At 73.5% G+C, this 14,958-nt stretch carries 10 protein-coding genes; 8 read left to right on the plus strand and 2 right to left on the minus strand.

All coding sequences use genetic code 11. The features are described 5' to 3' along the window. Positions 1-453: 453 nt before the first annotated feature. The 3 genes from ACFY3N_RS30895 (at position 454) to mfd (ending at position 7,686) form a co-directional block, all read left to right on the plus strand. A complete protein-coding gene (locus tag ACFY3N_RS30895) occupies positions 454-1,293 on the plus strand; it encodes an ABC transporter ATP-binding protein (protein ID WP_390820087.1) in 840 nt (279 codons plus the stop codon). Next, a complete protein-coding gene (locus tag ACFY3N_RS30900; RefSeq protein ID WP_390820088.1) occupies positions 1,290-3,869 on the plus strand; it encodes an ABC transporter permease in 2,580 nt (859 codons plus the stop codon). Before ACFY3N_RS30895 ends, ACFY3N_RS30900 begins: the two co-directional genes overlap by 4 nt. A gap of 283 nt (positions 3,870-4,152) precedes the next feature. After that, positions 4,153-7,686 carry a transcription-repair coupling factor gene (mfd, locus tag ACFY3N_RS30905; RefSeq protein ID WP_390820089.1) on the plus strand — a complete coding sequence of 1,178 codons (3,534 nt, stop codon included), beginning with the start codon at positions 4,153-4,155 and terminating at the stop codon, positions 7,684-7,686. Between the two features lie 73 nt (positions 7,687-7,759). Here the strand turns inward: mfd and ACFY3N_RS30910 are convergent, their stop codons facing one another. Beyond that, positions 7,760-7,945, minus strand: coding sequence for an antitoxin (locus ACFY3N_RS30910; RefSeq protein ID WP_390820090.1), 186 nt, complete (start codon positions 7,943-7,945; stop codon positions 7,760-7,762). A 170-nt stretch (positions 7,946-8,115) separates the two neighbouring features. Here ACFY3N_RS30910 and ACFY3N_RS30915 point away from each other — a divergent pair, with 170 nt between their 5' ends. Next, positions 8,116-8,895 carry an HNH endonuclease family protein gene (locus ACFY3N_RS30915; RefSeq protein WP_390820091.1) on the plus strand — a complete coding sequence of 260 codons (780 nt, stop codon included), beginning with the start codon at positions 8,116-8,118 and terminating at the stop codon, positions 8,893-8,895. Positions 8,896-9,008: 113 nt separating this feature from the next. Here ACFY3N_RS30915 and ACFY3N_RS30920 read toward each other — a convergent pair whose 3' ends face one another. Next, positions 9,009-9,488 (minus strand): hypothetical protein, encoded by a 480-nt coding sequence (locus tag ACFY3N_RS30920; RefSeq protein WP_390820092.1) that lies wholly within the window; start codon positions 9,486-9,488, stop codon positions 9,009-9,011. A 200-nt stretch (positions 9,489-9,688) separates the two neighbouring features. On the opposite strand from ACFY3N_RS30920, the gene ACFY3N_RS30925 reads away from it, so the two are divergent. The 4 genes from ACFY3N_RS30925 (at position 9,689) to ACFY3N_RS30940 (ending at position 14,933) form a co-directional block, all read left to right on the plus strand. Further along, positions 9,689-11,779, plus strand: coding sequence for an N-6 DNA methylase (locus tag ACFY3N_RS30925; RefSeq protein ID WP_390820093.1), 2,091 nt, complete (start codon positions 9,689-9,691; stop codon positions 11,777-11,779). A gap of 153 nt (positions 11,780-11,932) precedes the next feature. Then, positions 11,933-12,571, plus strand: a complete 639-nt coding sequence (locus ACFY3N_RS30930; RefSeq protein WP_390820094.1) for a hypothetical protein — start codon at positions 11,933-11,935, stop codon at positions 12,569-12,571. 38 nt (positions 12,572-12,609) lie between these two features. Beyond that, positions 12,610-14,106, plus strand: a complete 1,497-nt coding sequence (locus tag ACFY3N_RS30935; protein WP_390820163.1) for a protein kinase — start codon at positions 12,610-12,612, stop codon at positions 14,104-14,106. A 179-nt stretch (positions 14,107-14,285) separates the two neighbouring features. Next, entirely contained in the window at positions 14,286-14,933 is a 648-nt protein-coding gene (locus ACFY3N_RS30940; protein ID WP_390820095.1) for a SurA N-terminal domain-containing protein, read from the plus strand. Positions 14,934-14,958 lie beyond the last annotated feature (25 nt).

Genomic DNA, 14,958 nt, shown 5'->3' on the forward strand with positions numbered 1-14,958 from the left:
TCTGCGCGGCACAGCTTCGCATCCGCCCCGTCCGGCGTTCGACCGGCACCCCTCGACGGCGCACTTCGCGCGACCGCCTCCCGTTTCGGGCCGCGGGAGGGCGGAGCCCCGGTGGGCCGACAGGGGGAGTGACCCCGAGACGGTGTCCACCCGTCGGAGGAGAGCCCTTAGGGGTACCTCCGTACTACGGGTCGGGGAGGGTTCGTACCGGCGGAGGACGAGACGGGGCGGGGGCCGTCCTTAACCTGGTCTTACGCCGCTGGGGGGCGGCAGGCGCACCGGCGGGGGTGGGGTTTTCCTCAGTAGAAGACTGCGCTGAACACCAGGGCGCGGGACCCCTGCCGGCCGCCAGACTGAAGCACGTCGCACGGACACGCACGGAGCGGCCGCCGGGTACCACGGGCGGGCGCCGGGGCACCGCTTTCACTTGTTGACCGACATAGGAGACTTACCGTGACATCGGCTGTGACCATTCCCGGGCACGGGGGCGATTCCGAAGGTGTGGCGCGAAGCGCCTCGATGAGGGGTGGCGGCCGGGTGGCGGGAGGGAGGACGGCCGTTGCCGCGCGGGCGCGGCAGGTCGTGAAGGCGTACGGGTCGGGTGAGACCCGTGTCGTCGCCCTCGACCACGTCGACGTGGACATCGACCGCGGCCGGTTCACCGCGATCATGGGCCCTTCGGGGTCCGGCAAGTCCACGCTGATGCACTGCCTCGCCGGGCTCGACACCGTCACCGGCGGTCAGATCTATCTGGACGACACCGAGATCACCGGCCTGAAGGACAAGAAGCTCACACAGCTGCGCCGGGACCGGATCGGCTTCATCTTCCAGGCGTTCAACCTGCTGCCGACGCTGAACGCGATCGAGAACATCACGCTGCCCATGGACATCGCCGGCCGCAGGCCCGACAAGGCGTGGCTGGACCGGGTGGTGGAGACCGTCGGACTGGCGGAGCGGCTCAGGCACCGGCCGACGCAGCTGTCCGGCGGCCAGCAGCAGCGGGTCGCGGTGGCGCGGGCGCTGGCGGCCCGGCCGGAGATCATCTTCGGTGACGAGCCGACCGGGAACCTCGACTCCCGCGCCGGCGCCGAGGTGCTCGGCTTCCTGCGCCGCTCGGTGGACGAGCTGGGCCAGACCATCGTGATGGTCACCCACGACCCGGTGGCCGCCTCCTACGCGGACCGGGTGCTCTACCTCGCCGACGGCCGCATCGTCGACGAGATGCACCAGCCGACCGCCGAGCAGGTCCTGGACCGCATGAAGGACTTCGACGCCCGGGGGCGCACGTCATGACCGTCCTGAAGACCTCGATGCGCAACTTTCTCGCGCACAAGGGACGCATGGCGCTGTCGGCGGTGGCGGTGCTGCTGTCGGTGGCGTTCGTCTGCGGAACGCTGGTGTTCACGGACACCATGAACACGACGTTCGACAAGCTGTTCGCGGCCACGTCGTCGGACGTCACGGTCAGCTCCGAGGACGCCTCCGACAGCGGCGAGACGACCTCCGACAACGGCAGGCCGCCGGTGATACCGGCCTCCGTGCTCGACGAGGTCAAGGGCGCGGACGGGGTGAAGTCGGCCGAGGGCACGGTGTTCTCCACCTCGGTGACCGTCGTCGACGGCGACAAGGACAGCCTCTCGCCGACCAGCGGCGGCCCGACCATCGTCGGCAGCTGGAACGGCAACGACGCCCGCACCATGGAGATCACCTCCGGTGCCGCGCCCGAGGGCGCCGGCCAGATCATGGTCGACGCCGACACCGCCGACAAGCACGACCTGAGGCTCGGTGACGAGATCGGCGTCATCAGCGCCGTCGGCACGCACACCGCGAAGGTCTCCGGCATCGCCGACTTCACCGTCACCAACCCCGGTGCCGCGATGTTCTACCTGGACACGGAGACCGCGCAGCGGACCCTGGTCGGCGAGGGCGGCGTCTACACCAACGTCAACGTCACCGCCGCGGCCGGCGTCAGCGACGCGCAGCTGAAGAAGAACGTCGTGGCCGCGCTCGGCGGCGACTACAAGGTGCTGACCGCGGAGGAGACCGCCGAGGCCAACCAGAAGAGCGTCGGCGAGTTCATGAACGTCATGAAGTACGCGATGCTCGGTTTCGCCGGAGTCGCCTTCCTCGTCGGCATCTTCCTGATCATCAACACCTTCTCCATGCTGGTCGCCCAGCGCACCCGGGAGATCGGCCTGATGCGGGCGATCGGCTCGTCCCGCCGGCAGGTCAATCGTTCGGTGCTGGTCGAGGCGCTGCTGCTGGGCGTCTTCGGTTCGGTCCTCGGGGTCGGCGCGGGCGTCGGACTCGCGGTCGGGCTGATGGAGCTCATGGGCATGATGGGCATGGAGCTGTCCACGGACGACCTCACGGTGGCCTGGACGACCCCGGCGCTCGGGCTGCTCCTCGGCGTCGTCGTCACCGTGCTCGCCGCCTACCTGCCCGCCCGGCGGGCGGGGAGGATCTCCCCGATGGCCGCGCTGCGCGACGCCGGCACCCCGGCGGACGCCAAGGCCGGCTGGATCCGCGGCGGGATCGGTCTGGTCCTCACCGGCGCCGGCGGGGCCTGCCTCTACCTGGCGGGAACGGCCGACAAGGCCACCGACGGCTCCCTGTGGCTGGGCCTGGGCGTGGTGCTGTCCCTGATCGGCTTCGTCGTCGTCGGCCCGGTGCTGGCCGGCGGTGTGGTGCGGGTTCTCGGCGCGGTCCTGCTGCGCGCCTTCGGCCCCGTGGGCCGCATGGCCGAGCGCAACGCCCTGCGCAACCCGCGCCGCACCGGCGCCACGGGCGCCGCGCTGATGATCGGTCTGGCGCTGGTGGCGTGCCTGTCCGTGGTCGGCTCCTCCATGGTGGCGTCCGCCACCGACGAACTCGACAAGACCGTCGGCACGGACTTCATCATCCAGTCCGACAGCGGCCAGCTGATCACCCCGCAGGCCGTCGCGGCCGTGAAGAAGGCGCCCGAGGTGGACCGGGTCACCGAGTACAAGTGGACCGAGGCCGACTTCACCACGCCCGACGGCAGGACGCTGAAGGACACGGCGATCACGGCGGCCGACCCGACGTACGCGACCGACCTGCGGGTCGAGACGGTCGCGGGAGAGCTCGGCGACGCCTACGAGCCCGACTCGATGTCCGTCCACGAGGACTTCGCGAAGGACCACGGCATCGAGCTCGGCTCGAAGATCGAGATCGCGTTCAAGGACGGCGGGACGGGCACGCTGACGGTCCGGGCGATCACCAGCAGCGAGGCCGTCGTCGACGCGGGCGCGATGTACACGTCCATCGACACCCTCGCCGCGTACGTCCCGGCCGACAGGATGCCGCTGGACACCCTGGTCTTCGCCTCGGCGAAGGACGGGCGGACCGACGCCGCGTACACGGCGCTGAAGGACGCGCTGCACGACTACCCGCAGTACACGGTGCGCGACCAGAGCGACTACAAGGAGGCGCTGAAGGACCAGATCGGCCAGCTGCTGAACATGATCTACGGTCTGCTGGCCCTGGCGATCGTCGTCGCGGTCCTCGGTGTGGTGAACACCCTGGCCCTGTCGGTGGTGGAGCGCACCCGGGAGATCGGCCTGATGCGGGCCATCGGCCTCTCGCGCCGGCAGCTGCGCCGCATGATCCGCATGGAGTCGGTCGTGATCGCCCTCTTCGGCGCGCTGCTCGGCCTCGGACTGGGCATGGGCTGGGGCGCGACCGCCCAGCAGCTGCTCGCCCTGGAGGGCCTGAAGGTCCTCGACATCCCGTGGCCGACGATCATCGGCGTCTTCCTCGGCTCGGCCTTCGTGGGCCTGTTCGCCGCGCTGGTCCCGGCGTTCCGGGCGGGCCGCATGAACGTCCTGAACGCCATCGCCACCGATTAGCCACCGCACACGGGGGTTGCGGGGGAGACACCCGGCGCCGGGGAGTCCGCGGAGGACTCTCCGGCGCCGGGTGCGTACGACCGGCCCGTCCGGCGTCCGAGGACGAGGCCCGTCCAGAGGGATCCGCCCCCTGGAGGGCCGGCACCGGCACCGCCCACCGGTCGGCGGACGTTGTCCACAGCCCCCCGCGCCCGCCCGCGCAGCGACGTACGCTGGACACCCCCGGCCCGCCGCGCGCGTCGGGCCCGTCGTGTTGCACACCCCCGGACGGAAAGCGCCCCGAATGAGCCTGCACGGTCTGCTCGACGCCGTCGTCAAGGACACCGCCCTCGCCGAAGCGATCGCCGCGGCCGCCGACGGCAACCGCACGCACGTCGACCTGGTCGGCCCGCCCGCGGCCCGGCCCCTCGCGGTCGCCGCCCTGGCCCGTGACACCGGCCGCCCCGTGCTGGCGGTGACGGCGACGGGACGCGAGGCGGAGGACCTGGCGGCGGCCCTGCGCTCCCTGCTCCCGCCCGAGGGGATCGTGGAGTACCCGTCCTGGGAGACGCTGCCGCACGAGCGGCTCAGCCCCCGCAGCGACACCGTCGGCCGCCGCCTCGCCGTCCTGCGCCGCCTGGCCCACCCCCGCCCGGACGACCCCGAGACCGGCCCGGTCTCCGTCGTCGTCGCGCCCGTGCGCTCGGTGCTCCAGCCGCAGGTCAAGGGCCTGGGCGACCTGGAGCCGGTGTCCCTGCGCACCGGCCACAGCGCCGACCTGAACGAGACCGTCGAAGCCCTCGCCGCCGCCGCGTACGCGCGGGTGGAGCTGGTCGAGAAGCGCGGCGAGTTCGCCGTGCGCGGCGGCATCCTCGATGTGTTCCCGCCCACCGAGGAACACCCCCTGCGGGTGGAGTTCTGGGGCGACGACGTCGAGGAGATCCGCTACTTCAAGGTCGCCGACCAGCGCTCCCTGGAGGTCGCCGAGCACGGCCTGTGGGCCCCGCCGTGCCGCGAGCTGCTGCTCACCGACGACGTACGGGACCGTGCGCGGGCCCTCGCCGAGCAGCACCCGGAGCTGGGCGAACTGCTCGGGAAGATCGCCGAGGGGATCGCGGTGGAGGGCATGGAGTCCCTGGCCCCCGTCCTCGTCGACGACATGGAGCTGCTGCTGGACGTGCTGCCCGAGGGCGCCATGGCCGTCGTCTGCGACCCGGAGCGGGTGCGGACCCGGGCCGCCGACCTGGTGGCCACGAGCCAGGAGTTCCTGCAGGCGTCCTGGGCGGCCACGGCCGGCGGCGGCGAGGCGCCCATCGACGTCGGCGCGGCCTCCCTGTGGTCCCTCGCGGACGTCCGCGACCGGGCCCGCGAGCTGGGCATGATGTGGTGGTCGGTGTCGCCGTTCGCCGCCGGCGAGGAGCTGGACGGGGACACCCTGAAGCTCGGCATGCACGCCCCCGAGACCTACCGCGGTGACACCGCGCGGGCGCTCGCCGACACCAAGGGCTGGCTCGCCGACGGCTGGCGCACGGTGTTCGTCACCGAGGGCCACGGTCCGGCCGCCCGCACGGTCGAGGTGCTCGGCGGCGAGGGCATCGCCGCACGGCTCGACACGGATCTCGGCGAGATCACCCCGTCCGTGGTGCACGTCGCCTGCGGCTGCATCGACCACGGCTTCGTCGACCCGGCGCTCGGGCTCGCCGTGCTCACCGAGACCGACCTGACCGGCCAGAAGGCATCCGGCCGCGAGGGCGCGCGGATGCCGGCCCGGCGCCGCAAGACCATCGACCCGCTCACCCTGGAGGCGGGCGACCACATCGTCCACGAGCAGCACGGCGTGGGCCGCTACATCGAGATGGTGCAGCGCACCGTGCAGGGCGCCACCCGCGAGTACCTGGTCGTGGAGTACGCCCCCGCCAAGCGCGGCCAGCCCGGCGACCGGCTCTACATCCCCACCGACCAGCTCGAGCAGATCACCAAGTACGTCGGCGGCGAGGCGCCCACCCTGCACCGCCTCGGCGGCGCGGACTGGACCAAGACCAAGGCACGCGCCAAGAAGGCCGTCAAGGAGATCGCCGCCGACCTGATCAAGCTGTACAGCGCCCGCATGGCCGCCCCCGGCCACGCCTTCGGCGCCGACTCGCCCTGGCAGCGCGAGCTGGAGGACGCCTTCCCGTACGCGGAGACGCCCGACCAGCTCACCACCATCGCCGAGGTCAAGGAGGACATGGAGAAGTCGGTCCCCATGGACCGCCTGATCTGCGGCGACGTCGGCTACGGCAAGACCGAGATCGCGGTCCGGGCCGCCTTCAAGGCCGTACAGGACGGCAAGCAGGTCGCCGTGCTCGTCCCCACCACGCTGCTGGTGCAGCAGCACTTCGGGACGTTCAGCGAGCGGTACGCGCAGTTCCCGGTGGTCGTGAAGGCGCTGTCCCGCTTCCAGACCGACACCGAGGCCAAGGCGGTCCTGGAGGGTCTGCGGGAGGGCTCGGTGGACGTCGTCATCGGCACCCACCGGCTGTTCTCCTCCGAGACCAGGTTCAAGGACCTCGGCCTGGTCATCGTCGACGAGGAGCAGCGCTTCGGCGTCGAGCACAAGGAGCAGCTGAAGAAGCTGCGCGCCAACGTCGACGTGCTGACCATGTCCGCCACGCCGATCCCGCGCACCCTGGAGATGGCGGTCACCGGCATCCGCGAGATGTCGACGATCACCACCCCGCCGGAGGAGCGCCACCCGGTGCTCACCTTCGTCGGCCCCTACGAGCAGAAGCAGATCGGCGCCGCCATCCGCCGTGAACTGCTGCGCGAGGGCCAGGTCTTCTACATCCACAACCGGGTCGAGTCGATCGACCGGGCGGCGGCCCGGCTGCGGGAGATCGTGCCCGAGGCGCGCATCGCCACCGCCCACGGCCAGATGTCGGAGTCGGCGCTGGAGCAGGTCGTCGTCGACTTCTGGGAGAAGAAGTTCGACGTGCTGGTGTCGACGACGATCGTCGAGTCCGGCATCGACATCTCCAACGCCAACACCCTGATCGTCGAGCGCGGCGACAACTTCGGCCTCAGCCAGCTGCACCAGCTGCGCGGCCGGGTGGGACGCGGCCGCGAGCGCGGCTACGCCTACTTCCTGTACCCGCCGGAGAAGCCGCTGACGGAGACCGCGCACGAGCGTCTCGCCACGATCGCCCAGCACACGGAGATGGGCGCGGGCATGTACGTGGCGATGAAGGACCTGGAGATCCGGGGCGCGGGCAACCTCCTCGGCGGCGAGCAGTCCGGTCACATCGCGGGCGTCGGCTTCGACCTGTACGTGCGGATGGTGGGCGAGGCCGTCGCGGACTACCGGCGCCAGCTGGAGACCGGCGAGATCGAGGAGGAGCCGCCGCTCGAGGTCAAGATCGAGCTGCCCGTCGACGCGCACGTCCCGCACGACTACGCGCCCGGCGAGCGGCTGCGCCTCCAGGCGTACCGGGCGATCGCCTCCGCGAACTCGGAGGAGGACGTCAAGGCCGTACGCGAGGAACTCGTCGACCGCTACGGCAAGTTGCCGGAACCGGTGGAGAACCTGCTGCTGGTGGCGGGGTTGCGCATGCTGGCCCGCGCGTGCGGCGTCGGCGAGATCGTGCTCCAGGGCAGCAACATCCGCTTCGCGCCGGTGGAGTTGCGCGAGTCCCAGGAACTGCGCCTGAAGCGCCTGTACCCCGGCACGGTCATCAAGGCGGCCGCGCACCAGGTGCTGGTCCCGCGCCCGAAGACCGCGAAGGTGGGCGGCAAGCCGCTGGTCGGGCGGGAACTGCTGGGCTGGGTCGGGGAGTTCCTGACGTCGGTCCTGGGTTCCTGACGGGGCACCGACGCGGACGGCGGGCCGTCCACGGCGTGAGGCCGCCGTGGACGGCTCCGAGGGGTGCGAGGCCCTACGGCCGGTCGGGACGGTCGCGGTCCGTGCCGAGCCGGCGTCCGGCCCGCTGTCGTCCGGTGTCGATGTGCTGCTCGTGCGTGCCGCCGGTCCTCTCGTCCCTCTTCCGTTCGGCGGTGTCCGAGGCCCGTTCGGCCTTGTCGCGCGCCGCCTCGTCGCTCCTGAGCGTGTCGCGGGCGCCCATGCGGTGGCTCCTTCCGCAGGCGCCTCGGGGCCGACGATACGCGCGCTGTGCGCCGTATGCCCGTATGCCCGTATGGCACCGAATTGGCCTGGCCCTCTCACTCGTTACGGTGAGATCGGGATCGGCCCGCCCCGGCGGGGCAGAAGTCCGGAAGAGCGAGGGAGGGTGCGGTGACGCGAGACAGGCGACGGGGCATACGGGTCGGTGGCGCGGGGCCGGCGGTGATCGCCGCGGTGGTTCTCCTCACCGGCTGCGAGGCGGTCCAGGACGCGGGATCCCCGGCCGGCGACGGAGCCGGGAGCGCCGCCTCCGACGGGCGCGCCGTCAGCCCGCTGGACAACCCCGACGGCACCGGACCGGGCCTCGCGGCCGTGACCGGCGAGCCGGACCGGGCCGAGGCCGTCGACCTCATCACGAAGGTGACCACCAAGGGCCGCGGACCGAGAACGGGCTACGACCGCGACGAGTTCGGCTACGCCTGGATGGACACGGCGGACGGGGTACCGCTGGCGAGGAACGGTTGTGACACCCGGAACGACTTGCTGAAACTTCATGGACGGGACGTCGAGTTCCGTAAGGGTTCCGACTGCGTGGTCGTGTCGATGACCCTGGCCGACCCGTACACCGGCACCACCATCGAGTGGCGCAAGCAGGAGGCCGCCGAGGTGCAGATCGACCACGTCGTGCCGCTCTCCTACAGCTGGCAGATGGGTGCCTCCCGCTGGTCCGAGGCCAAGCGGGAGCGGCTGGCGAACGACACCCTCAATCTGATCCCGGTCGAGGGCCGGGCCAACTCGGCCAAGGGCGATTCCGGGCCCGCGACCTGGCTGCCGCCCGACAAGTCGATCCGGTGCGCGTACGCGGTCCGCTTCGCCCAGGTCGCCGTCAAGTACGAGATGCCGGTGACGCCGGCCGACAAGCGCATGATGCTGGAGCAGTGCGGCGGCTGAGCGGACCGGGCGGGTCGGCCCGGTGGTGCGCCGGTGTCCGCCCTGCCCTCGCCGCCACGGCCGGCGGGGCCGGCGAGCGCGGTGCGGCGCGGGGTGGACGTCCGCACGGAATCCTAGAAGTTGCCGTTGCCGATGATCTCGCCTTCGGCGTCGTACACGGTGACGAGGCCGTTGTCGCTCTGCTTCCATTCGGCGAACACGGAGGCGATGAGCTTGGCGGGGGCCGTGCCCTCGCCCATGATCCCGCCGGTGAAGTCGGTGTGGACGTCGGCGGAGTCGAGGACGTCGTTCTGCTCGTCCGCGCCCTGCACCTTGGTGACGTGCGAGACCGCCTCCTTCTCCTGCGGCGTCCCGTTCTTCTGCGCGAACGCCTTGAACCGCTCGGCCTGGGACGCCTTCTCGGCGCCCTTGTCCTCGGCGGGCTTCGCGTCCGCGGCGCCCTCCGGCTCCGTGCCGCCGGACCGCCGCTCCGCGGACGCCGGGGTGCCCTTGCCGCCGGAACCGCCGTCCGGGTCGCCGGAGTTCGCCGAGACGGCGCCGATGACGACGATCCCCACGACGGCGCCCAGCGCGATCCTGCTCCTCATGCCCATGGCGGTGTCCCTCCCCACGCGGCCACCGCCGCCTGCCGACGGTCGCTCGTTCGCGGGGCCAATGAGAACAGTTCTTGTGAATGGAGTCAACGCGATTCACGCTGGTGGTCTAGTACACGGCTGTGAATTCGAGATCCCGAGAACGCCGGTATGCTCGTCGCCACACGCGGAACAGAGGGAAGCGGGGCGGGGTGCCGGGCATGCAGGACGACGCGACGGAAGCGACCGCCGCCGGGATCGCGCGACCGGCCGGTGCCGGCCGCGCCGCCGTCGGCAACCGGCGCCGGCGGCACACCGACTTCCCCGGGCCGGTCGGCGGCACGGAGACCGGCCCCGCGTTCGCGCCGGCCGAGGTCGAGGGCCGGCTGCGCAGGCACGGCAAGCTCGCCGAGGCCCCGCTGAGGGAACGCGTCCGGCGACGGCTCGCCGGCCACCCCGCCGGACCGGTCACCGCCCTCACCCACGCCGGCTGCGTCCTGCTGCTGGTCCACGACCGCTCCCCGGTCTGGCTGGAGGTGAGCTCCGGCTCCGACGAGCGGCTCGCCGCGCTGCTGCCCGGAGCGCTGGAGCAGGTGCTCACCCCACGGCTCGGCGCGGTGAACGGCTCACGTGTGAACACCGCCGGCACTGTTCACAGCCCCGCCGCCCCGACCACCCGAAAAGTCCTCGAACCCCTCACCGCCTCCCACCTGCTCCCCTCCGTCCCCCTCCTCCGCGCCGTCGCCGAACTCGCCGCCGAACTCGGCGCCCGGCGCACCTTCGAGTTCCTGCTCGGCCGGCACCTCGACGCCCACCCGCGCCGGCACCCGCCCACCCCCGCCGGCCTCGCCGGTCTCATGGCCGACCTGGCCGGCACCGCCCGCACCGTCCTCGACCCGGCCTGCGGCACCGGCGCCCTGCTGCGCTCCGCCGGCCACGGCCCCGGCCGGCGGCTGTACGGCCAGGACGGCGCCCCCGAACTCGCCGCCCTCACCGCGCTCCGTCTCGCCCTGCACACCCGCCTCCCCGTGCACATCGCCGCCGGCGACGCCCTGCGCGCCGACGCCCACCCGGAGCTGCGGGCCGACGCCGTCCTGTGCCACCCGCCGTTCGGCGAGCGCGACTGGGGGCACGACGCACTCGCCCACGACCCGCGCTGGGAGTACGGCCTCCCGGCCCGCACCGAGTCCGAGCTGGCCTGGGTGCAGCACGCGCTCGCCCGGCTGCGGGACGGCGGCACCGCCGTGCTGCTGATGCCGCCCGCCGCCGCGTCCCGCCGCTCCGGGCGCCGGATCCGGGCCGACCTGCTGCGCCGGGGCGCGCTGCGCGCCGTCGTCGCGCTGCCGGCCGGCGCGGCGCCCCCGTACGGCGCCCCGCTGCACCTGTGGGTGCTGCGCCGGCCCGAACGGGCCCCGGCGCAGCCGGAGGTGCTGCTCGCCGACACCGGGCGGTTCGCCGGCGAGGGGGGCGGCGGACCCGACTGGCCGGGGGTGCGTGAGACGGTCCTCGACGCCTGGCGCGCCTTCGACCGGGCCGGCCGGCTCGACGAACGGCCGGGACCCGTCCGCTCCGTGCCCGTCGTCGAACTCCTCGACGACGACGTCGACCTGGCCCCGGCCCGCCGTCTGCCGCCCCCGGCCGCCGCGGACGGGGCCGGCCGGCTCGCCGGCGTACGCGAACGGCTCGGCGAGACGCTGCGCCTGGCCGCCGGCCTCGCCCCGCCGCCCGTCGACCCCGCGCCGCCCGCCGCCGGGCGCCCGCCCCTCACCACCGTCGGCGAACTCGCGTACGCGGGCGCCCTGGTGATGCGCACGGGCGGGAACGGCGGCCACGCGCGCGTGCCCGTCCTCACCGACCACGACGTACGCTCCGGAAGCGGCCCCTCCGGCACGCTCCCGCAGAGCGAGGAGGAGGCGGTGCTCACCGCACCCGGCGACGTCGTCGTGCCCGTGCTCGGCGGGGGCGCCGTCGCGCGGGTGATCGACGACGCGACCGCCGGGGCCGCCCTGGGCCGCGACCTCGTGCTGCTGCGCCCCGACCCGGAGGTGCTCGACGCGTGGTTCCTCGCCGGGTTCCTGCGCGGCACCGCCAGCCGCCGCCGGGTCGGCGGCCACGCGTCCACCGCCCCCCGGCTCGACGTGCGCCGGCTGCGGCTGCCCCGGCTCGCACCGGCCGAACAGCGGCGCTACGGCGCCCGCTTCCGGGACCTGGACGAGTTCGAGCGGGCGCTCGGGCGGGCGGCCCGGCTCGGCGAGCAGCTCGTCCGCGGGATGTACGACGGACTGACCGACGGGACGGTCTCCCCCGGCTGAGCCCGCGGGGGCCGGGCCCGCGGAACGGCCCCGGCGCGCTTCCGGGTTGCCCCGATACGACAACGGTTCGGTACATCCCGGGACCGGTTGTCGCCGTCGGCCTATACGCTCGGACTCCGAGTTCCCACCGGCTACACCTGTCCAGGAGCAGTCATGTACGGCCACGGCGCGGCGCCGCCCACCCCCAGCGCGGCAATGGTCATCACGCAGCGCGTGTTGTACGCCGCCGCCGGAGTCCTCTGCTGCGGCCTGCTGGCCTGCGTACCGCTGTTCCGGGTCGCGTTCCTGCGGGGACGGCTGCTCGACTGGGCGGTGGCCTGGGTGAGCCTCCCGCTGTCGATAGCCTGCCTGGTGGTGATCGGCGCGCTGCCGGAGTCGGACCGCCGGACCGACGCGGCCCTGGCCGTCGTCCTGCTCCTCGGCGCGAGCGCGGCCGTGTACTACCTGATCGTGGACATCCGCCTGCACCGGCGGCCGCACCCGTACGCGGGCCAGGTGCCGCCCTCGCCCCACGGCACGACGGTGCACGGCCCGGGCGTCCACGCCCCCTACGGCTACCCGCAGCAGGGCTCGCCGTACGCGCCCACGCCGGTGCCGCAGCCCCAGGCCCCCCACACCCCGGTGCCGCACACCCCCGTACCGCACACCCCCGTACCGCCGCCGCAGTCGCCGCAGCACCCCGGGCCGGCCCGGATCGACCAGGTGCGCGCCGAGCTGGACGAACTCAGCGACTACCTGCGCCGTCAGGACGGGCAGCAGGGACCGCACGGCAACCACGAGGGCGGAAGGTGAGCGTGACGACGGGACGTGTCGTCGCCGGCCGCTACGAACTGTCCACGCTCATCGGACAGGGCGGCATGGGGCAGGTCTGGACGGCCTACGACAAACGGCTGGACCGGCGCGTGGCGGTGAAGCTGCTGCGCCCGGACAAGGTGGCCGGCCAGGAGGCCGACGAACTGCGCCGCCGCTTCGTGCGCGAGTGCCGGGTGACCGCACAGGTCGACCACCCCGGCCTGGTCACCGTGCACGACGCGGGCAGCGAGGGCGAGGAGCTGTTCCTCGTCATGCAGTACGTCGACGGCGCCGACCTCGGCGACCACCTCGCCGAACACGACCCGTACCCGTGGCAGTGGACCGTGGCGGTGGCCGCGCAGCTGTGCGCGGTCCTGAGCGCCGTGCACGCCGTGCCGATCGTCCACCGCGACCTCAAGCCGCGCAACGTGATGGTGAAGCAGGACGGCACGGTCACCGTGCTCGACCTCGGTGTCGCCTCCGTCATGGACAGCGACACCACCCGCCTGACGCACACCGGCTCGCCCATCGGCTCGCCCGCCTACATGGCGCCCGAGCAGGCGATGGGCGGCGCGGTCGGCCCCTACACGGACCTGTACGCGCTCGGGGTGCTGATGCACGAGCTGCTCAGCGGCGACGTGCCGTTCGCGGGCTCCACGGCGCTCGGGGTGCTGCACCGGCACCTGTACGAGCCGCCGGTGCCCGTGCGCCGGCTCCGCCCGGAGGTCCCCGAGGCCCTGGAGACGCTGGTGCTGCGCCTGCTCGCCAAGGACCCGCAGCACCGCCCGGGCTCCGCGCAGGAGGTCTACGAGGACCTGGCGCGGCTGCTCCCCGCGCGGGGGACGCCCACCGGCGCGCCCCTGGACCCCACCCGGCCCTTCCTGCGCCCGCACGCCCCCTGGCCGGACCGCGCCCGCACACCCGCCCCCCAGCCGGCGCCCGCCGCGCCGCCCGCGCCCGTGGCGGAGAAGGCCGACGTCGCCGCCGCCGTGGACGAGGTGAAACGGCTGCTCGGCGAGGGCCGCATCACCCAGGCCGTCGACATCCTCGGCTCGATCCTGCCCGTCGCCGCCGAGCAGCACGGCGAGCACTCGCCGGTCGTGCGCACCCTGCGCAAGCAGTACGCGGCCACGCTCCTGGACGACGGCCAGTACCGGCGCGCCCTGCCCGAACTGCGCCGCCTCGCCGACGAACGCGCCGCCGAGGCCGGCCAGGCCGACCCGCAGTCCCTGCGCCACCGCTACGAGGCCGCCCAGTGCCTGGAGCAGCTCGGCGAACCCGCGGCGGCGCTCGCCGAGTACCGGGCGCTGCTGGCGTACTACGAGAACCAGTACGTGGCCGCCGGCGACCCGCAGCTCGCCCATGACGTCCGCCGCCGCATCGGCCATCTGCTGCTCGCCCTCGGCGACCGGGCCGCCGCGCACGACACGCTGGCGCGGCTGCTGCACGACGTGGAGCGCGTACAGGGGCTGGGGCACCCGCTGGCCGCCGACATCCGGCGGACGCTGCAGTGGCTGGGGCAGGTGCGCGGATAGCGGGACGGCGGGAGCGAAGGCCGTTCAGGGGGGTCGTACGGCCGGACGGGGCGGACGCCGGTGCCGGAAGTGGCCGTGAATCGTTGGTCGAATGGGTTGGCCAGAGCTTGGCCGATGCCTACCATCGATCACCGCAAGACTTTGTGCACCGCCGCACAAGCTCTCCTCAGGAGGTCTCCTTGCACCGCCGCCGTCGCACCGCGCTCCTCCTCACCGCCGCGATCGCCGCGGCGGCGCCCCTGCTCACCGCCTGCGGGAACGACGCGCACCCCGGTGCGGCAGCCGTCGTCGGCGGCGAGCGGATCACCGTGTCGCAGCTGGAGCACCGGGTCGACGAGGTCCGCGCGGCCCAGCGGGCCGCCGTACCGGACGACGCCCAGTACCGGCAGGCCATCGCCCGGACCGGCAGCCTCACCCGCGACACCCTGCACAGCATGGTCCTGGACCGGGTGCTGGAGCGCGCCGCGCGGGACGCCGGCGTGACGGTCACGGACCGCGAGGTCCAGCGGATGCGGTCCGGTCTGGAGCAGCAGGCCGGCGGCGCCGAGGGGCTGGAGGCGGCCTGGCTGCAGCAGTACGGCATCCCGCCGCGGCGCCTCGACGCCAACCTCCGCCTCCAGATCCAGGCCCAGAAGCTCGCCCAGGAACTCGGCACCGACACCGGCCGGCCCGAGTTCTGGCAGGCGCTCTCCGAGGCGGGCGAGGAGCTCGGCGTCGACCTCAACCCGCGCTACGGCGCGTGGGACGCGGAGAAGAGCAGCCGGGTCGACGCCAGGACGCCGTGGGTACGGGACGTCACGGCGGCCGGGGCGCCGCAGACGCTCTGACCGGCCGCCTGTGGACAACCGGCCT

Origin of the sequence: Streptomyces sp. NPDC000348 (genome assembly GCF_042898795.1) — a bacterium.
GTDB lineage: Bacteria > Actinomycetota > Actinomycetes > Streptomycetales > Streptomycetaceae > Streptomyces.

Coding starts and splice junctions, on each gene's coding strand:
- ACFY3N_RS30900 (WP_390820088.1), top strand. CDS start 1,290: ATGACCGTCCTGAAGACCTCGATGCGCAACTTTCTCGCGCACAAGGGA.
- mfd (WP_390820089.1), top strand. CDS start 4,153: ATGAGCCTGCACGGTCTGCTCGACGCCGTCGTCAAGGACACCGCCCTC.
- ACFY3N_RS30910 (WP_390820090.1), bottom strand. CDS start 7,945: ATGGGCGCCCGCGACACGCTCAGGAGCGACGAGGCGGCGCGCGACAAG.
- ACFY3N_RS30920 (WP_390820092.1), bottom strand. CDS start 9,488: ATGGGCATGAGGAGCAGGATCGCGCTGGGCGCCGTCGTGGGGATCGTC.
- ACFY3N_RS30925 (WP_390820093.1), top strand. CDS start 9,689: ATGCAGGACGACGCGACGGAAGCGACCGCCGCCGGGATCGCGCGACCG.
- ACFY3N_RS30930 (WP_390820094.1), top strand. CDS start 11,933: ATGTACGGCCACGGCGCGGCGCCGCCCACCCCCAGCGCGGCAATGGTC.